The 17973-nt window shown below is 60.1% G+C and carries 18 protein-coding genes; 2 read left to right on the forward strand and 16 right to left on the reverse strand.

Going from position 1 to position 17973, the window contains the following annotated elements; genetic code table 11:
• Positions 1-54 precede the first annotated feature (54 nt).
• The gene (gene citC, locus HMPREF9161_RS06130; RefSeq protein ID WP_009728822.1) at positions 55-1101 is read left to right on the forward strand and encodes a [citrate (pro-3S)-lyase] ligase; all 1047 of its coding nucleotides are present in this window, start codon (positions 55-57) and stop codon (positions 1099-1101) included.
• Positions 1102-1206: 105 nt separating this feature from the next.
• Here citC and HMPREF9161_RS06135 read toward each other — a convergent pair whose 3' ends face one another.
• The 8 genes from HMPREF9161_RS06135 to HMPREF9161_RS06165 all read right to left on the reverse strand — a co-directional run bounded on the left by HMPREF9161_RS06135 (position 1207) and on the right by HMPREF9161_RS06165 (position 8060).
• Positions 1207-1773 carry a class I SAM-dependent methyltransferase gene (locus HMPREF9161_RS06135; protein WP_009728823.1) on the reverse strand — a complete coding sequence of 189 codons (567 nt, stop codon included), beginning with the start codon at positions 1771-1773 and terminating at the stop codon, positions 1207-1209.
• Positions 1774-1795: 22 nt separating this feature from the next.
• A complete protein-coding gene (locus HMPREF9161_RS06140) occupies positions 1796-2374 on the reverse strand; it encodes a phosphatase PAP2 family protein (protein ID WP_009728824.1) in 579 nt (192 codons plus the stop codon).
• Between the two features lie 132 nt (positions 2375-2506).
• A complete protein-coding gene (locus HMPREF9161_RS06145; protein ID WP_009728825.1) occupies positions 2507-3157 on the reverse strand; it encodes a PepSY domain-containing protein in 651 nt (216 codons plus the stop codon).
• Between the two features lie 209 nt (positions 3158-3366).
• On the reverse strand, positions 3367-3798 hold the full coding sequence (locus tag HMPREF9161_RS06150; protein ID WP_009728826.1) for an EamA family transporter: 432 nt from the start codon (positions 3796-3798) through the stop codon (positions 3367-3369).
• Positions 3799-4092: 294 nt separating this feature from the next.
• Entirely contained in the window at positions 4093-4530 is a 438-nt protein-coding gene (locus HMPREF9161_RS06155; RefSeq protein WP_009728827.1) for a DNA starvation/stationary phase protection protein, read from the reverse strand.
• Positions 4478-4762, reverse strand: coding sequence for a hypothetical protein (locus HMPREF9161_RS10000; RefSeq protein ID WP_198002158.1), 285 nt, complete (start codon positions 4760-4762; stop codon positions 4478-4480). Before HMPREF9161_RS10000 ends, HMPREF9161_RS06155 begins: the two co-directional genes overlap by 53 nt.
• 56 nt (positions 4763-4818) lie before the next feature.
• On the reverse strand, positions 4819-6483 hold the full coding sequence (locus HMPREF9161_RS06160; protein ID WP_009728828.1) for a methyl-accepting chemotaxis protein: 1665 nt from the start codon (positions 6481-6483) through the stop codon (positions 4819-4821).
• A 248-nt stretch (positions 6484-6731) separates the two neighbouring features.
• On the reverse strand, positions 6732-8060 hold the full coding sequence (locus HMPREF9161_RS06165) for a D-serine ammonia-lyase (RefSeq protein ID WP_009728829.1): 1329 nt from the start codon (positions 8058-8060) through the stop codon (positions 6732-6734).
• Between the two features lie 176 nt (positions 8061-8236).
• Here HMPREF9161_RS06165 and HMPREF9161_RS10165 point away from each other — a divergent pair, with 176 nt between their 5' ends.
• Entirely contained in the window at positions 8237-9280 is a 1044-nt protein-coding gene (locus HMPREF9161_RS10165) for a CatB-related O-acetyltransferase (RefSeq protein WP_009728830.1), read from the forward strand.
• On the opposite strand, the gene HMPREF9161_RS06175 is transcribed toward HMPREF9161_RS10165, so the two are convergent.
• The 8 genes from HMPREF9161_RS06175 to dnaN form a co-directional block, all read right to left on the reverse strand.
• Positions 9228-10166: a hypothetical protein gene (locus HMPREF9161_RS06175; protein ID WP_009728831.1), complete on the reverse strand. Its 939-nt coding sequence runs from the start codon at positions 10164-10166 to the stop codon at positions 9228-9230. The two genes, HMPREF9161_RS10165 and HMPREF9161_RS06175, sit on opposite strands and share 53 nt — an antisense overlap.
• Complete coding sequence (locus HMPREF9161_RS06180; RefSeq protein WP_009728832.1) at positions 10163-10945, reverse strand: protein-ADP-ribose hydrolase; 783 nt, start codon at positions 10943-10945, stop codon at positions 10163-10165. Before HMPREF9161_RS06180 ends, HMPREF9161_RS06175 begins: the two co-directional genes overlap by 4 nt.
• Before the next feature lie 138 nt (positions 10946-11083).
• Positions 11084-11713 (reverse strand): NAD(P)-dependent oxidoreductase, encoded by a 630-nt coding sequence (locus HMPREF9161_RS06185; protein ID WP_009728833.1) that lies wholly within the window; start codon positions 11711-11713, stop codon positions 11084-11086.
• A 462-nt stretch (positions 11714-12175) separates the two neighbouring features.
• Positions 12176-14230: a DNA topoisomerase (ATP-hydrolyzing) subunit B gene (gyrB, locus tag HMPREF9161_RS06190; RefSeq protein WP_009728834.1), complete on the reverse strand. Its 2055-nt coding sequence runs from the start codon at positions 14228-14230 to the stop codon at positions 12176-12178.
• A 126-nt stretch (positions 14231-14356) separates the two neighbouring features.
• Positions 14357-15259, reverse strand: a complete 903-nt coding sequence (locus HMPREF9161_RS06195) for a DUF721 domain-containing protein (protein WP_009728835.1) — start codon at positions 15257-15259, stop codon at positions 14357-14359.
• Positions 15260-15358: 99 nt separating this feature from the next.
• Complete coding sequence (gene recF / locus HMPREF9161_RS06200) at positions 15359-16486, reverse strand: DNA replication/repair protein RecF (protein ID WP_009728836.1); 1128 nt, start codon at positions 16484-16486, stop codon at positions 15359-15361.
• A gap of 2 nt (positions 16487-16488) precedes the next feature.
• On the reverse strand, positions 16489-16704 hold the full coding sequence (locus HMPREF9161_RS06205; protein ID WP_009728837.1) for an RNA-binding S4 domain-containing protein: 216 nt from the start codon (positions 16702-16704) through the stop codon (positions 16489-16491).
• A 1-nt stretch (position 16705) separates the two neighbouring features.
• A complete protein-coding gene (dnaN, locus tag HMPREF9161_RS06210; RefSeq protein WP_009728838.1) occupies positions 16706-17848 on the reverse strand; it encodes a DNA polymerase III subunit beta in 1143 nt (380 codons plus the stop codon).
• Positions 17849-17973: the final 125 nt, after the last annotated feature.

A 17973-nucleotide genomic window follows, 5' to 3' on the forward strand; every position in this document is an offset into this window, starting at 1 on the left:
ACGTATACGCTATAATAATAATAGGATTTAATCTGCTTTTTGAGGGAGGTTCCCATGTCAGATATCATCACCGTCGCCCCGGGCGATACGGCGGCGACCGGCGCCGTGCGAGCCCTCTTAGAGCGTGAGGGGCTGCGCCTCGACGCGCATGTGGACTATACCTGCGCCATCCCCGATGAGAGCGGCGCCTTCATCGCGACGGGGAGCTGCGCGGGGAATACGCTGCGCTGTTTTGCCGTCGACGGTGCGCATCGCGGCGAGGGGATGCTGCACCGCCTGCTCGACCATCTCATGGCGGTGCAGCGAGCACGCGGCAACGAGAATGTCTTCCTCTATACGAAATGTCAGACCGCGCCCTATTTCGAGAGCCTCGGGTTCCATGAGGTCGCGCGCGTGCCGGAGCGCGTCGTCTTCATGGAGAACCGCCCCGACGGTTTTTCGGGGGCGCTTGCCCGCTGGAAGGCGGAAACGCCGGCGGGGGATTACAAAAATGTCGGCGCCGTCGTGCTGAACGCGAACCCCTTCACCCTCGGGCACCAATATCTCGTGGAGTATGCCGCCGCGCGGAGCGGTCTCCTGCACGTCTTCATCGTGAGCGAAGACGCGAGCTTTTTCCCCGCCGATGTGCGCGAGCGGCTCGTGCGCGCGGGCACGGCGCATTTGCCGAACGTCGTTTGCCACGCGAGCGGGCCGTACATCGTCAGTCAGGCGACGTTCCCGAGTTATTTTCAAAAGGATGAGGACGAGGCCATCCGCGGCCATGCGGCGCTCGACCTCGTCGTCTTTACGAAGATTGCCGCGGCGCTCGGCATTACGCGGCGGTTCGTCGGCGCGGAGAAGGCGAGCCACGTTACGAGCCTCTACAACGACAGCATGCACCGGCTGCTCCCGCAGGCGGGCATCACCTGCGAGATCATCCCGCGCAAGGAATACGCGGGCGCGCCTATCAGCGCCTCGAGCGTCCGCACCTGCATCCGGGAGGGGCGCATGGACGACCTCGCCGCGCTCGTCCCCGCGCCGACGCTCGCCTATCTGACATCCAAGGAGAGCGCCCCCGTGCGCGCCGCCATCCGGCGCGCGGAGAACGTCGTGCATTACTGAGCCGGTATGGGATCGCCTGCGCGTTAACGGGGGCCTATCAAACAATCTAAATAGGACGACTGCACGGCAAACGAAGTGCAGTCGTCCTATTATCGTATATACGATTTATCTACGGTACCGATAGACGAGAGCGGGCGGGAAATTCCGCAGCTCGTAGTCCGCATCGACGCGGGCAAAGTGCCGCCGGAACGCGAAGTACATCTGCGGCGTGTACTGGAACGCGATGAAACTGCCGCCTTCATGCAGCGCCGCGCGGACCGCCGCAAGGATACGGACGCGCAGCTGCCGTTTGATCACGGCAAAGGGCAGACCGGAGACGATGCAGTCCACCTTTCCGATGCCGTACTTTTTCAAAATAAAGGGCAGGTTCTCCGCCCGGCCGCCGAACGACATCTCCGGGAAGCGCTCCGTGAGCGCCGCGCGCATCACGGGGTCCTGCTCGACGATGACGGCCTTGCAGTCCGCGCGTTTATGCCGCGCGATATATGCGGTAAAGACGCCCGTCCCCGCGCCGAGTTCGACGATGCTGCCCGTATGCGCCCAATCGACGGTTTGGAATATCTTCCGCGCGAGATACGCAGAACTCGGCGTGAGACTCCCGACCTTTGCCGGCGCGGACAGGAACTCCCTCAGAAAAAGGCTGCGGTCCGCGGCGATGCGCAATGCTTCCATGATTTTCCTCCTGCGTTTTTTTCTATCGTTCATGATGAAACGGCGCGCGGCATACAATTTTCGGCACAAGAGCCCCCGCAAGATACCACGAGAGATATCCGAAAAATATCCCGAGCGCGGCGCCCGCGATCACGTCGGTCGGATAGTGGACGAAAAGGTAAATCCGGGAGAACCCGATGACCGCGGCCACGGAAAGCAGCGCCGCGCCGACGGGGCGCCGCACCCCGCGGGCAAGCGCCGCCGCCATCGCAAACGCGCCGAAGGTATGCCCCGACGGGAAGGAATAGTTCGTCGGTCCGCCGTTCGCCAGCACGGAGACGAGCGGATACGTAACGCAGGGGCGCTCCCGCATAAAAATATTTTTCATCGCGAGATCGCCGACAATGAGGCAAAAGAGAAGCGCGAGAATGGCTGCAATCCCCGCGCGGCGATACCGCCGCGTATAGATCAACGCGACGGCGAGCACGCCCCAAATGACGCCGACGCTATGGAGATCGCCGAGGGACGCCGCGCCGATCATCCACGGCGTCAGCCATGACCGTACGATGTGTTCCTGCACCCAAAAAATCGCGGCCGTATCCCAGCCAAGTACCATATCCATACGTTCATTCCTTCTATTTGACATGACGCTGCCGCCCGCATAGGAGCGTCGGATAAAACGATACCCGCAGAGCGCCTGACGGTCGCCTGCGGGATCGCGGTGTTGATTTTTCGATTTTCTATTATGCGGGAGTCAGTCGTCGATGCGGCTCGAGAGCACGGTGCCGGTCGAAGCGTCGATGCGGACTTTGTACTTCACGTTGTCCGCCGTGCAGGCGACGTTGTAGACGGGCAGGAAGGCGCGTGCCGCGCCGTTGTCTCCCGGCATCGGAGCGCCGTTCGCTGCGGGCATGCCGGCGGGAGGCTGCGCAGCTGCGGCGGGCGGCGCGGCCCCTTCCATCCGTTTGGATTCGACGAGACGGAAGTAATCCTCGGTCGTCACTTCGCCGGGATCTTTATGCCGGTCGTGCCTGCCTTCTTTCCGACGGTCGTCTTTCTTCCTGCGGTCATCCTTTTTCTCATGCCCGTCTCCGCGCTCGGCGGCATTGAAGAGCTCCACGCGGCGGAATGTCAGCGCGCTCTCATCCTTTCCGACTGCCTCGGCGGCAATCGATCGGGCTTGATCCTCGGAGATGAGGCTGACATTCTCGCGCTCCGCCTGCGCCGCGATCATCGTCGTCCTTGCCGCTGCGGCGGCGGTGCGCTGCGCGATCTTCTGCTCGTGCCGGTAGTACGAAGCGCCGCCTGCAACGACTGCCGCGAGGACAAGGAGCGCGCCCAGTTTTTTCATACGCGACTTGGTGACGATGCCGGAGACTGCGTTTTTGATATTTTCTTTTTCCATGACGTATTCCTCCTATGATATATGCCTACATTTTTTTGCGTGCGGTCATGCCGCCCCTTCGATATGCATAGTATAGGGGAAAGGTATAAACAATTCGTAAACAAAAGGAAAAGAATGTCTAAATTATTCGCTGCCGCCTGTTTTCGGGCATAAAAAAAGCGCCTACACGGCGCGGTACGGCAGCTCTTGATATCTATAACGAATACGGTTCACGGAAAAATCGCGAGCATCAGCCCCCCCGCGGCGATCATGGCGATGGCGATCCCGTGCATGAAACTGACGCGTTCGCCGAAGATGACGAGGGCGAGCACGACGGCAAATACGACGCTGAGCTTGTCGATCGGCGCGACCTGCGTCACGCTGCCGTCCTTGAGCGCCATGAAGTAAAAGAGCCACGAGAGCGCGCCCGCGATACCGCTGAGCGCGACGAAGAGGAGCGCCTTCCTGTCCGCGAGCACGCTCGGCAGATCCGCCGCGTGCCCCTCGGCGAGGACGACGCCCGCGAGGAAGACGGACATGATGACGGAACGCACGGCCGTCGCCGCGCTCGTATCAAGGCCGGCGACGCCGACCTTGCCGAAGATGGAGACGAACGCCGCGCACAGCGCCGACAGCAGCGCGTAGAAAAGCCACGAACTCATAGCCGCTCTCCTTTTGCCGGAATGAAACCCGCGGGATTGTTCTTTTGCGGTCGCATACGGCGGGCTGCGATGCGTATAAAAGATCGGAATCACAGCCCTTATCCTGCCGTTATGATAGCATAGGACGCGTCAAAAGACAAGCCGCTCGACCCCCGCGCCCGCTTGGATCATCAACAGGAAGACCGCATTCGCCTGCATAGAAAAGAAACCGCCCAACGAATCTTCTTCGCTGAGCGGCTCCGGCTGCCCGCCGTTCGAGACGCCGCGCAGGCGGCATTGTCTGCGGCGGACGCCTTATTTCTTATTATTGATCCCCTGACGGAGCATCCAGATCTTTTTAGAGAAATCCTCGATATAATCGTCCATCAGCGTGGAGATGAGATAGTTGCTCTCTTCGTCCGCGGTCTTCTTCACATCCTGCACGAGCTTGAGCAAATATATAAAGTCCTTCTCCACGACGGGGAAGAGCTTGTCCGCCTGGATAAAATCGGACTTCGGCTCCTTAATCTTCGTGAGCGTGAGGAACTCTTTCTGCGTGGCGACCGGCTTGCCGCCGATCTTCAAAATGCTCTCCGCCACAGCGTCGACGGCATCGCGAACGTCATCGTAATATTCTTCCAGCTTCGCATGAACGGTGAAAAAACTGTGCCCCTTCACGTACCAATGAAATAACTGCAGCTTATGGTACTCGGTCTCGAGGTCCGCCAACAGCTGATTCAACTTCTTTTCCATCATGAATCTCCACCCTTTCATTTGTAAATGAAAACTTCCCCTTCGGAACAATGTCATTATAGCACAACGTTCTTTTTTGTACAAAAAATAATTTCCGCGCGATGCGAAGACGATCTGCGGACCGTGAAAATCGCTCGTCGACGAGGTTTTGAAGATGCTCTTGACACAGTACCGCATCGGCAAAGGCATCTGGCTGACCAAAGAGCTTTGAAACGTGAACCTGTTCTGCCATAAGAAAGAGCGCGGGCATTGCTGCCTGCGCTCTTTTCTATGTGTTGGACGTCGATATCATACCTTAAATTTGCCGACCAGCCCCTCGAGGTTCGATGCGAGCTGCGCAAGGTTTTCGGCGGTGGCGGTGAACTCCTCGATGGAGGCGGTTTGCTGCTCGATGGCGGCGGCGGAGTCCTCGGAGAGGCTCGCGATATGCGTGGCGCTCTTTGCGACGCCCTGCGTCGTCGTCTCCATGTCCTTCGTATCGGACGAAGTCGAACGACTGAGCGCGCTGATCTCGGCGACGGCATCGGCACTGGCGCGCGAGCTCTCCAGGATGGTGTCAAGAGCGCCCGTGAGCCCTTTCACGACGGCGATGATCTCATCGAGCTCGCGCACGAGCGTGTCGTTTGCCGTGCGTGTCTGCGTGACCTGACCGCGGATGTCGGCGATTTTTTTCGTCACCTCATCGGCGGCGTTGCCGGAGTTCTCGGCGAGTTTGCGCACCTCTTCGGCGACGACGGCAAAGCCGCGTCCCGACTCTCCCGCGCGTGCGGCCTCGATGGCGGCGTTGAGGGCGAGGAGGTTGGTCTGCCCGGAGAGTTCCTTGATGATGTCGACGATCTGGTTGATGTCCTCGGCGTATTGGGTGAGCGTCCGGACATTTTCGTTCATCTCGTCAACGATGCCGCGCAGGCGATCCGTCTGCGCCGAGACGTTGCTGACGTTCGTACGTCCCGCTTCCGCGTTCTCCTTCGATCCGACCGAGAGTTCGGACGAATGCTGCGCATAGTCGAGCATCTGCGTCATGTTGCCCGCAATCGCAGTGACCCGGTCGGCAAGCCCCTGCATGTCTGCATTCTGTGCGTTCGCGTCGCCCGCAACGTCCGTAATGATGTGCGCGACATGTTCGACGGCACGGCTGCTTTCGCTGCTCGCCTGCGAGAGGTTCGTCGAGAGTGCGGAGACCTGCTCGGCGGCGTCCTGTGCGCCGCGCATGATGGTCTGTAAATTTGCGACAAATTTGTTGAAATACTGCACGATCTGCCCGATCTCATCGTCGCGCTCGGCGTGCATCCGCTGCGTGAGATCGCCGTCCCCCTCTGCGATATCCGCAAAAGAGTGCGTCAGCATGGCAAGCGGGCGCAGAATCTGCGTGAATATGACGAAGAATGCACCGCCCACGATGATGAGGGCGAGCAGGATGACGATCTCCTGTACGGTCTTGGAGGCGGCGATCTTTTCCTGACTTGCGGCGTCGTACGCCCCGACGAGCTTATTGACCTCGGCAACGTAGTCCGCGACGGAGGCGGCGACTTTGGTGTCCGCCGCTGCGCGCGCCTCGGGGCTGTCCGCGTTCATCACGGCGGTGACCTGCGCGCGATAGGCTTCCCAGCGCGGCTTTACCGCGTCGAGCTGCGCGCGTGCGGCAGGATCGTCCGTTTTCGTGAGGTTCAGCGCGGGATCGCCTGCATCGAGCCCTTTGAGAATCTTGTCGTACTGGGCGATAAATTCTTCGATGTTCTTCCGGATCGCGCCGGCTTCCGTGTCGTCCGCCGAGACGAGACGCGCGGAGAGCCACGAGAGTTGGTACGCCTTCATGCGCAGCGACCCGGAGGCGTTCACCATCGGCGAGTCGCCTTTGAGCTGGTCGAACGTGTGGAAGTTGAATCCAACGAGCGCAACGATGAAGACAAAGAGCGTGATGAGAATGGAGAGGAGTTTGACGCGAATGGACATTGCTTTCAGAACCTTTCTGCATAACGTAAAGCTATTATGCCGGGGCAAAACATGCGCCCGGTTCCTATATTATACTTTTGTGATAATAACACAGTAAAATATAAAATTCAAGTTGGAGCGTGCGCGAGCAGTGCCGTTAAGGTTCAATTGGTATATCAAAACGGCTATAAAAACAGGGCTTTCCGTGCGGCAATGTATTGTGTCGTGTAGAAAGCCCCGATTGTATATGCGATGTATATACTTTTCTCTTACTGATAGGTCGCAAGATACGCCGTCCACATCTCGTTCGGGACAAAGCCGCCGCCCGTCGCCCATGCGATCTGTGTGGACGCGGCAAGCCGCTGCGGCGTGAGGCCGTGCGCTGCGCAATATGCCTGCGCAGCGGGGAGCCGCAGGAGGTTCAAGGGACCGACGAACGCCGCGCAGCTCGACGGCTCGATGCGGATGCCCTCGCTCTCGTCAAGGAGACGCAGATAATCATAGAGTTTCGCGTCGATGGCGGTAAAGATGCCCGCAGCCTGATTCGTCATGAGACGTGTCACGAAGCCCGAGGGGCAGGGGACGGCGAGCCCGTCCGCCTCGGTGCGCCCGGAGATGCCGAAGTCATGGACGCTGACGCCCTCGAACGCCTGCGTCGCGATGCCGAGGAGCACCGACGGACAGGTCGCCGGCTCGACAAAGAACGCGTGCACGTCGTCGCCGTAGATACGGCGCAGACCGTAGGAGACGCCGCCGGGCGAGCCGCCGATGCCCGCGGGGATGTAGACGACGAGGGGGTGGTCGGCGTCCACGGGGATATTCATTTCCTCCAGTTGATTTTGGAGACGCGCTCCCGCAACGGTATAGCCCATGAAGAGATCGCGCGAACGCTCGTCGTCGACGAAGTAGCTCATGGGATCGACGGCTGAGGCGCGGCGCCCCTCGCGCACCGCGCGGGCGAAGTCGTCGTCGTACTCGACGACCTCGACGCCCCTGGCGCGCAGGAGCTCCTTCTTCCACTGCTTGGCATCGGCGGACATGTGCACGCGCACGCGGAACCCGAGCGCGGCGCCGACAACGCCGATCGAGAGCGCAAGATTGCCCGTCGAACCGACCTGTATCATATATTTGGAGAAGAAGTCCTTCATCTCGGCGAACTTCGCGTAGTCGTCGCGCACGGTGATAAGACCCGCATCAACCGCGAGCGCCTCCGCGTGTTTCAGCACCTCGTAGATGCCGCCGCGCGCCTTGATGGAGCCGGCGACCGCGAGGTGACTGTCCATCTTGAGATAGAGGCGGCCGGGAATGTCCGCGCCGTACGTTTCGGAAAGCGCCCTCTGCATCGCGGGAATAGGGCGCAGCGGCGACTCGATGATGCCCTGCGTTTCCTCCGTCTCCGGGAACGCGCGGCGGAAAAAGGCTGCGAACCGCACGAGCCGAGCCGCCGCATCGGCGATGTCCGCATCCGAAACGACCAGCTCGGAGATCCCCTTCGTCATGTCGTACGGGAGCAGGCGCGAATTGATCCACACCGCTTCCTCCTGCCGTGCGATCGGGACGAGCGACGGGTCGCGCGCGAGATATTCTTCACAGTTCATAGGATTCCCTCCAAATCTATCGCTGCTCCGCCTTCGGCGGCTCAGATATCTGTCTGTATACAGGGCGATTATAGCATATTTTTGAACTGTGGGCGAATGTATCTATACACCATGTGGCGGACGCATCTGTTTTATGATATGATTCTGCCATGATCAGTCAAAGGAAGGCGACGCACATGGATTTTACGTTGATGGATTTTGCACCTACCGAGCGCAAAGTCTTGTCTCCCAACTCAAAAACCCCGCTGTTCACGTTCGGCGCGATGTCGTATCTGGCGGAAGGGACACTCGACATCGCGAGCATGGACTGCCACATCCTCGTCGGTCGCTATACGGCGCTTGCACATCGTCTGAAATTTTCCATCGCGGGCAACCACGACTATCGCTGCCTGACGACATTCCCCGAGTATATAATCACGGGCGAGGATGCGGCGGAGCTCACGAACATCAATCCCGGCTCCGCTGCTGTCAACCGCAATCAGCTCGTCATCGGCAGCGATGTATGGATCGGCTCGGATGTCTTACTCCTCGGCGGGGTGCGCATCGGGAGCGGCGCCGTCGTCGGGGCGGGGGCGGTTGTGACGAAGGACGTCCCGCCCTATGCAATCGTCGGCGGCAATCCTGCGCGCATCATAAAATACCGGTTCGACACGGAAACAATCGCGCGCCTCCTGCGCATCCGGTGGTGGCACTGGCCGCATGAAAAGGTGAAGGAGTACATCCCCCTCTTCAATCATGATATGAAGTGCTTTCTCGATCGTTTCGACCCGGGCGTACAGGAAAAAACGCCGCCGGATGAGACTGTCGCGGCGATGCTTGCCAAAGGGAAAGAGGGCATCCTGCGTTATTATTTTATCCCGGATCTCGATGCGCCCGAGCAGCACGCCGTTTGGCCGCGCCTCATCGGAACGTATCTCTCCGCATATACCACGTCGGATCCCGTCCTCCTCATGATTGCCGTGCCGGAGGGGGACGGGCATCCCCAATTTTTTGCGGCGGTGCAGGCACGCCTTGATGAGCTCGGCGATGCGGCGCCGCATATTTATATGCATATGAACAGAGACGGACAAAAGTTCTCGCCCGCCTTACTGCAAGCCGCCGACATCTATATCACAACGCGAGAGGATAGCTGCTCCATAGCCGTTGACTATGCGGCAGACGCGGGGCTCATGATTCGCTACGGTCTTGACCCGCGTGAACTGCTCTTTCCGCCGGTATAGATACGATGCGCAGTACCGCGTCGATATCTCCGTCGATGACGATGCTCTGCGGGCGAATCTTCGGCGGCACATAGCGCATACCGAGATTGACTGATGCGAGCGTCACGCCCGTACGCGCCGCCGTCATGCGCCAAAAGGGATACTTGACGATGCCGGGCGTATTCATGCCGACACCAAGTTCGAGGAGCAGGGTGCGGCGTCCCTCCGTATGCGCGAGAAAGTCCCGATAACGCGCGGCGGCCGCATGCCAGCCCGCATCCTCGACGAAGGATTCGTCCGCGCGCAGGTTCGTCGTCATCTCCCTGCCGTCGTCGGGGCAATAGGGGATCAGTGCGGTCGGAATCGCCATTGCCGGCGCGCCGATATCCGGCAGGAGGAGCGCGCCGTCCGCGCCGAACGAAAATCCCTGCGCGCGCACCATAGCGCGGATCGTCCCCTCATTGTCGTAGGTTTTCCCGGCCGACGGACCCGCGGGCGCGCTGCTCTGAAAGAGTCCGAAGTCCCCCTGCGTGTAAAAGAGGCGCTCTTTATCGAACCTCGCCCGCTGAAAGGCATGATCCACATTCGTCGTGAGGACGAAATAATCTCTCTCCCGCACGAGCGAGAGAAGACGCGCATAGGTATCGCGCGGCAACGGCGCGTAGCGGTTGACGTAGATGCTGCGGCTCCACCAGCCCCAGTAGAGTTCTCTGCTTGGAAACGGATAGAACCCGCCGCTGTAGATATCCTCGATGCCGAACGTCGTGTGAAAATCCGAGAAATATTTGAGGAACCGCGCACCCGCGTAGTCGTATCCCGCGGCCGCCGACAGTCCCGCCCCCGCGCCGACAAGGATCGTCTCAGCATCTGCGAGCGATTTTTCGAGCGCTTTGATTTCGTTGGTCATGATAACAGTCTTTCGTAAATATGATAATCCTCGTCCTTGAACACATTGAACACGACGCGTTCAACGGAGGATTCCGATATGAGGAATTCCCGCACCGTCCGCACGGCTATCTCGGCCGCCGCCGCGTTCGGAAAGCGGAACTCGCCCGTAGAAATGCAGCAGAACGCGATACTCCTAAGACCGCGTTCTGCCGCGAGGGCGAGGCAGGAACGATAGCACGAGGCGAGAAGTTCCCTGTGCCGATCGGTGAGCGCGCCGTCCACGATGGGGCCGACCGTATGAATGACATGACGCGCGGGGAGATTGTACCCCGCCGTGATCTGCGCGCCGCCCGTCGCCTCGGGATGCCCCTGCGCGTGCATGATGCGGCCGCATTCACTGCGTAACTGCAGTCCTGCCGCGCTGTGGATCGCATTGTCGATACAGCGATGCAGAGGGATGAAACAGCCGAGCAACGCGCTGTTCGCGGCATTCACGATCGCATCCGCGGCAAGGCGCGTAATATCGCCCTGCCACAGCGCGATGCGCTGATTGTGCGGGGCGGCAGGAAGCTTCATAGCGTCCACCGTGCCGCGTTCCTCGCGCTCCAATGAGAGGAGTTCGTCCTGTCGTCTATAAAATTCGTCCGGGAGCGGCATCGGCGGGCATACATTCATCAGCGACCGGAGCAGCCGCCGCTGCGACGTCTCATCCGCGCCGAAGGATGTCGCCTGCGCGCGGTATTCCTGGAGCCGCGCGAGCAGCATTTCGTTTAATCGTTGAATCTTTGACAAAACCATGGGAACACCTTTTTCTCTCAAAAGTTACGCCGCAACCCATTGCTGCAGGGTGGCACAGATTGCTAGAGCCCTGCGGAAATACAAAAGAGAGCCGACGCATCGCGGATGCGTCGGCTTTTGCAATAACCGCCCCTTAAATTATGCCTGCACGAGCGAGATGCGCTCGTTGATGTGACCGCCCGCCTCGATGAGATCGGCCATGCCGACCGCGTAGTCCGCATAGCTGATGACGCTCTCGCCCGCGGCGCTCAGCGTCAGCTCCTCGCCGCCGAGTTTATATTTCCCCGTGCGCGCGCCGTCTTCTACAAAGTCCGCGGCCGGGCTAACATAGACCCACGCGGCATCTTTGCGCGCGCGCAGCGCATCAAGCGCCGCGCCGTGTGCGCGTGCGAGCGGAGCGAACTCCGCCGGGAAATCGGGCGTATCGAAAAGCTGCGTCTTGTGCGTCGCATCGACATAAAGCGAGCCCGCCCCGCCGACGATGTAGAGCCGCGTCTTCGTCCCCGCGACGAGATCGGCGAGGTGTTGGCTCGTTTTGGTAAAGTTGTCCATCAGTGCCGGATCGAGCACGCCGAACCCGCTGACTACGGCGTCGAATCCCGCGAGATCCTCCTTTGTCAGCGCTAGAATATCCTTCTGCACGAACTTCTTCGCCTCGCTCCGATTCGCGCTGCGCGCGAACCCCGTCACCTCATGTCCGCGCGAGAGCAGCTCCTTGATAACGAGCTGCGAAACCTGACCGTTCGATGCGACGACTGCGATTTTCATAATTTATACCCCCATCTTTATTTTTTGAAATCACCTTGATTACAAAACAAAGCATACCATGCATTAAACAGAACGTCAATAGATACAATAAAAATATTTTCATCGGTAATGAACCTGTTGACGAATTATGATTGGAATGGCACAATAAACATACAAAAGGCACCGCTGATAAGCGGCCGCCTCTTATGTTGGAAGAATAATCCGCCTACAGTTGAGAGAGTAAGGCGGGTTTTTCTTGTTTATGACTTGACCGCGAGAATCAAGGCGATGAGCAGGATCATAAAGATAAAAATCTCGTAGATGTCCATACCGTCACCCCCTCTCAATAAGATGAAAGGGCAAGAATGGCTGCCTACCGCTATATGCAGTGACTAGACGGAGTATGTCATAAGAACATACGCAGTACAATATATCAAAATAAAAAGCTGCCGGTCGGCAGCTTTTTGTATGCGCAGATATGATTCAAATATCGAGGTTCCGCACGAGGCGCGCGTTCTCCTCGATGAACTGGCGGCGCGGCTCGACCTTGTCCCCCATGAGGATGGTAAAGAGCTCGTCGGCGGCCTCGGCGTCCTCGGCGGCGACACGCAGCATGGTGCGCTCCGTGGGGTTCATGGTCGTCTCCCAGAGCTGCTCGGGGTTCATCTCGCCGAGGCCCTTATACCGCTGGATGGTGACGCCGTCGCGCCCGATCTCGTCGAGTTTCTTCGCCTGCTCCTCGTCCGTATAGGTGTAGAAATGCTTCTTGTCCTTGCGGATCTGATAGAGCGGCGGCTGCGCGATGTAGACGTGGCCGTGGTCGACGAGCGGGCGCATGTAGCGGTAGAAGAACGTCAGCAGCAGCGTGCGGATGTGCGCGCCGTCGACGTCCGCATCGGTCATGATGATGATCTTGCTGTAGCGGCGCTTGCTGAGGTCAAACTCCTCGCCGATGCCCGTGCCGAACGCGGTGATCATCGTGCGGATCTCAGCATTGGCAAAGATCTTGTCGAGGCGCGCCTTCTCGACGTTGAGGATCTTGCCGCGCAGGGGCAGGATCGCCTGGAAGCGGCGATCGCGTCCCTGTTTCGCCGAACCGCCCGCAGAATCGCCCTCGACAATGTAGATCTCGCACTGGTCGGGGTCCTTGACGGAGCAGTCGGCGAGCTTGCCCGGGAGGCTCGAGACCTCGAGCGCGTTCTTGCGGCGCGTCAGCTCTCGTGCCTTGCGCGCCGCCTCGCGCGCGCGGGACGCCATGAGCGCCTTGTCGAGCACCTTCTTCGTGACGTTTGGGTTCTCCTCGAAATACTCGGTGAGGCCCTCGGTGACGATGGAGTCGACGATGCCGCGCACCTCGGAGTTGCCGAGTTTCGTCTTGGTCTGCCCCTCGAACTGCGGCTCGCGCACCTTGAGACTGATCACGCAGGTCAGCCCTTCGCGGACGTCCTCGCCGGAGAGGTTGCCGTCCTTGTCCTTCAGGACGCTCAACCGGCGCGCAAAATCGTTTGCCGCGCGCGTGAGGGCGATCTTGAACCCCGCAAGGTGCGTGCCGCCCTCCTCCGTGTTGATATTGTTGACGAAGCTGTAGATGTTCTCCTGGTAGCTGTCGTTGTACTGCATCGCGATCTCGACGACGGTGTCGTCCTTCACGCCGTTGAAGTAGATCGGCTCCTCATTGATGGTCTCCTTCTTGCGGTTGAGGTGGGAAACAAAGGAGCGGATGCCGCCCTCAAAGTGGAAGGTCTCGCTGCGCGGCTCCTCGCCGCGCTCGTCCGTCAGCGTGATGGTGATGCCGTGGTTGAGGAACGCCAGCTCGCGCAGGCGGTGCTTGAGCGTCTCGAAGCTGTAGGTTGTGACCGTAAAAATCTCGGGATCGGGAACGAAGTGGACGCGCGTGCCCGTCGTCTCGGAGGTCCCGACTTCACGGAGTTTTTCAGTCGTATTGCCGCGTGCGAAGGAGATCTCGTAGATGCGGCCGTCGCGCCGCACCTGCACGTCCATGGAGGAGGAGAGGGCGTTGACGACGGAGACGCCGACGCCGTGCAGACCGCCCGAGACCTTGTACCCGTCGCCGCCGAATTTGCCGCCCGCATGGAGGACGGTCAGCACGACCTCGACGGCAGGCATGCCGCTCTCGTGCATATCGACGGGGATGCCGCGGCCGTTGTCGACGACGGTGATACTGTTGTCCTTATGAATCGTGACGGCAACATTGTCGCAGTAGCCCGCGAGCGCCTCGTCGATGGCGTTGTCCACGACCTCATAGACGAGATGATGCAGACCGCGTTCCGATGTCGATCCGATGTACATACCGGGGCGTTTCCGCACGGCCTCGAGTCCCTCGAGCACCTGAATCTGTCCCGCGCCGTAATCCGCATCGACGGCCGTAACGTCGGCGCCCATCTCCTCCGCGGAGATCGCAATGCCAGTCAGATCGGGCGCGTCCGCCATCTCCGCGGCCTCCTTTGCCTCCTCCGGCGTGAGCGGACGAACTTCCGTCCGCTCTTCTTGCATGTTAAGGTCTATTTTTTTCGCCATTATTTCCTCTCCTTAGATTCATTATATCTATGAAAATGATGGTTGTATTCCATTCATGAAGCGTCTCCGGAATGTGTTTCGCAACGCGGCGCATCACAGGTGACAGCATGAAGTATATATAGCATTCTACTTCTTGGATTTCTTTTTTAGATTCTCCCAAAACTCCCGCGTCGTTATGAGTTCATTTCTAAGTTCCCAAAAGGTCAGCCGGATATGTTTCGGCGTGACCGCATCGCGCGGCAACGTGCGATGAAGCATCGTGATCATGTAGGCGTTCTCGCCGCTCTGGTCGCCGTACTCCGTTCGGCTCGCAATCTCGCGCACGAGGTCGGCACGCTCGCTGCCGAGCGTAAGAGCGGTGCAGGAGGGAACCTGTGCGACAACTTCCGAGAGTTTTGCCCACGGCGTCTGCCGCAGGACGGCGCGTACCTGACGGCGCCGTTCCCGTTCCACGGCGCGCGCGCAATCGAGGCAGACGCCGTGAACGAGCCTTCCGCAGGAGGGGCAAGGCGTATCGCCGCGCTTCTCCTTGAGCCGCCGCGCCTTGACCGAGGTCTGATAGGCGCGTTGGAGGCGCCTGACGAGGTCGTCATCCTCAGCCGCATGGGCAAGGGCATCTCCGCGCGCGATCTCCGCATCGCTGAGTCCCGTCTGCACAACGGCGCGCGCATAGTCCGCAGACGTCTCCACATCCCCGCCGTCCTCCTCCGGAACCTCTTCCCGCACGCGCCGCGTGAAGGCGATCTCTTTGATCATGCGCCCGCCCGCATAGTTGTTGACGCGCCGAACGATCTCAGGGGAACTCATGCGCATTTCGTTCTTCCAAACGGCGTCGGGGGCGTAGAGGAACAATTTTCCATCCTTGACATAGACGGCGCTCACACGGCGTGCAACCATATCCCCCATGATGTCGTTCCAATGATTGAGCGTCGTATGGACGATGTAATCGCGTTCAAACTGTGCGCCGAGCCGCCGTACGGCGGCGCGCACATCGTCGTCTGCCGCGGCTGTGCCGAGGATGGTTCGCACTGTGGCTGCGCCTCCTTGAAATTTGTTCTGCATGCGGTTCCGGGTATGTTTTTTCTAAACGCATCCCCGAACGAAAGCCGCCATCGTGACGCGGAAGTTTCAATCCCGCGCCACAACAGTCCCGGCGCGCACATACCGATAGGTCGCCCCCGTCTGCTCCGCCGGGAAATACGCCGCATCGGTCGCGGTGATGAAGGTCTGGATGCGCTCGCTCCGGATGAAGGATAAAAGAGCGGCGCGGCGATCCGCGTCCAGCTCGCTCATCACATCGTCGAGGAGGAGGACCGGCGCCTCTCCCACGCTCTCGCGCAGATAAAAGAGCTCGGCGAGTTTCAGCGCGAGCGCCCCCGTCCGCTGCTGTCCCTGCGAACCGTACCCCCTGAGATTCATCCCTCCGACGGAGAGGACGAGATCGTCGAGATGCGGCCCTACCCCCGTCGCGGCGCGCGCAATATCGCGCGGGCGGCATTCGGAGAGCATCTTATTATACCACAGTTCGAGCCGCTCCGCCATGCCGTCTTTTTCTCTCGAGAGATCCTCCGGCGCATGTGCGATCTCATAGGATATCGTCAGCTCTTCCCCCGCGGCGAGCACCGCCTGCACATGTCCCGAGAGCGCGCCGAGCCGCTCCGCCGCCGCGATGCGCCGCGTCACAATCCGCGCGGCGCTCTCCGCGAGCTGAGTATCCCACGGCTCGAGCGCATCCGCTGGCGCAAGCCGTTCCCGGATGTCCTTCAGCACCGCGCCGCGCTGGCGCAGGATATGCGTATAGCGCAGGAGCTCGCCGTAGTAGGCGGGGCTCGCCTGCGAGAGCTCGGCATCGAGATAGCGGCGACGCAGGGCGGGCGCGCCCTTCACGAGAAAGAGGTCTTCGGGCGAAAAGAGCACCGTCGGCAGGAGACCCACGAGCTCACGCTGCCGCAGCGGCTCCCCGGCATGCAGGATGCGGCGCCGGTGCCCGCGTTCGAACCGAAAGGAAAGTTCCCCCGCCGCCTCGTGCCGCAGAAAGGAAAGATCGATCCGCCCGCCGGGATCGCCCATACGAATGAGCTCCGCATCGCCGTTCGTGCGATGGGAGCGTCCAAAAGAGGCATAGTAAAGCGCCTCGATGATATTCGTCTTGCCCTGTGCATTCGCGCCGAGGAAAATCTGAACGCCGGGATCGAACTCGAGCCGCAGCGTCCCGTAGTTCCGGTAGGAATGCAGTTGAAGCGCAGTAATCCGCATTGCTACACAGAGGCGACGCGATACGTTCCGCCGCCCTCCACCGCAACGATATCTCCGGGGACGAGTTTCCGCCGCCGCGCCGTCTCGAGCACATTGTTGCGCGTAATGCGTCCCGCGGCAACGAGCCCCTTGACCGCGCCGCCGCTCGGGACTTCGCCCGCACGTTTTAGAAACTGATCGAGCCGGATATCCCCGGTATGAATCTCTACATCCGTCAAGTTAATGTGTCCTCACAGGCGTTACAACGTAGATATAGTCCGGATCCGCATCCTCTCGAATCGTGATGGGAGAGAGGTTCTGCCCCTGCTCGTTCGGGCCTTGGAGCGCGAGCACGCAGGTATCGCTGTCGAGCGACTTCATCGCGTCGAGCAGGTAGGACGCGTTGAACGCGATCGCTGCGGGATCGCCCTCGACCGCCGCCTCGATCGTCTCCTCCGCGGCGCCGACTTCCGGACTGTTCGAACTGATACGGAGCAGGTTGTTCTCAAACTCCAGTTTGACGATATTGTACTGATCCGTGCGAGAGATGAGCGATGCGCGGTCGACGGCCGCGGCAAAATCCGCCGCGCTCATCGTGACCTTCGTGCGGATCTTGTCCGCGCTCGGAATGACGCGGCGATAGTCGGGGAAACTGCCCTCGATGAGGCGAGAGGTCATATAGACGCCCTCCGCGGACACGCTGATCTGATTGTGGGAGCACATGATCTCGATGTCCGTCGGGACTTCGCCCGTGACGGTGCGCGTGACTTCCTCGAGGAACTTCGCCGGAACGACCGCGCGGATCTCGCCCGCGTCGTGCTCGATGCGCTCGCTCTTCACGGCGAGGCGGTGTACATTCGTCGCGGCGAAGGTGACGGACTGTCCTTCAACTTCGAGCTGACAGCCGGTGAAGACGGGACGGCGGTCGCGCTGCTCTTCTTTGAGACAGGCGAAGGCGGATTTCTTCACGAGGCGCGCGAGCGTACGGTCTTTGACGGTAAAACGCAGCGTTCCGTCCATACGCCGGAGAACGGGGAAGTCGTTGACTTCCATTTTGCGCAGGGTGAAACGCGCCTTTCCCGACGTGATGACGGCGAGGCCTTCTTCGCTGACGCAGTCGACGGAGATATCGTCTGCCGGCAGTTTGCGCGCGAACTCCGTGAGATACTTGCCGGGAAGGACGGTCGTGCCGGGCGTTTGGACCTCTGCCGGGACGGTGAGAATAAACCCGATCTCGTAGTTCGTCGATTGGAGCTCGAGCTGTCCGTCTTTCGCCGAGAGATAGATCCCCGAGAGGATGGGGGTCTGCGGCTTTGTCGAGAGACCTTTGCTGACGATTTGGAGCGCCGAGAGGAGATCGCTTTTTCCGAGCGTGATGTTCATGTGTCCGTCCTTTCTGCGGGAGCGCGTCCCGTTTTCTATGGTTGCTTGTATAAAATAAATATAGTAGTCGTAGTAGTAGGGGCTGTTGATTTGTTGAAATGCGGAGAGAAGTCCCGCAGCGCCGC

The sequence above is a fragment of the Selenomonas sp. F0473 genome (genome assembly GCF_000315545.1).
GTDB lineage: Bacteria > Bacillota > Negativicutes > Selenomonadales > Selenomonadaceae > Centipeda.

Coding starts and splice junctions, on each gene's coding strand:
- citC (WP_009728822.1), top strand. CDS start 55: ATGTCAGATATCATCACCGTCGCCCCGGGCGATACGGCGGCGACCGGC.
- HMPREF9161_RS06135 (WP_009728823.1), bottom strand. CDS start 1,773: ATGGAAGCATTGCGCATCGCCGCGGACCGCAGCCTTTTTCTGAGGGAG.
- HMPREF9161_RS06140 (WP_009728824.1), bottom strand. CDS start 2,374: ATGGATATGGTACTTGGCTGGGATACGGCCGCGATTTTTTGGGTGCAG.
- HMPREF9161_RS06145 (WP_009728825.1), bottom strand. CDS start 3,157: ATGGAAAAAGAAAATATCAAAAACGCAGTCTCCGGCATCGTCACCAAG.
- HMPREF9161_RS06150 (WP_009728826.1), bottom strand. CDS start 3,798: ATGAGTTCGTGGCTTTTCTACGCGCTGCTGTCGGCGCTGTGCGCGGCG.
- HMPREF9161_RS06155 (WP_009728827.1), bottom strand. CDS start 4,530: ATGGAAAAGAAGTTGAATCAGCTGTTGGCGGACCTCGAGACCGAGTAC.
- HMPREF9161_RS10000 (WP_198002158.1), bottom strand. CDS start 4,762: ATGGCAGAACAGGTTCACGTTTCAAAGCTCTTTGGTCAGCCAGATGCC.
- HMPREF9161_RS06160 (WP_009728828.1), bottom strand. CDS start 6,483: ATGTCCATTCGCGTCAAACTCCTCTCCATTCTCATCACGCTCTTTGTC.
- HMPREF9161_RS06165 (WP_009728829.1), bottom strand. CDS start 8,060: ATGAACTGTGAAGAATATCTCGCGCGCGACCCGTCGCTCGTCCCGATC.
- HMPREF9161_RS10165 (WP_009728830.1), top strand. CDS start 8,237: ATGGATTTTACGTTGATGGATTTTGCACCTACCGAGCGCAAAGTCTTG.
- HMPREF9161_RS06175 (WP_009728831.1), bottom strand. CDS start 10,166: ATGACCAACGAAATCAAAGCGCTCGAAAAATCGCTCGCAGATGCTGAG.
- HMPREF9161_RS06180 (WP_009728832.1), bottom strand. CDS start 10,945: ATGGTTTTGTCAAAGATTCAACGATTAAACGAAATGCTGCTCGCGCGG.
- HMPREF9161_RS06185 (WP_009728833.1), bottom strand. CDS start 11,713: ATGAAAATCGCAGTCGTCGCATCGAACGGTCAGGTTTCGCAGCTCGTT.
- gyrB (WP_009728834.1), bottom strand. CDS start 14,230: ATGGCGAAAAAAATAGACCTTAACATGCAAGAAGAGCGGACGGAAGTT.
- recF (WP_009728836.1), bottom strand. CDS start 16,486: ATGCGGATTACTGCGCTTCAACTGCATTCCTACCGGAACTACGGGACG.
- dnaN (WP_009728838.1), bottom strand. CDS start 17,848: ATGAACATCACGCTCGGAAAAAGCGATCTCCTCTCGGCGCTCCAAATC.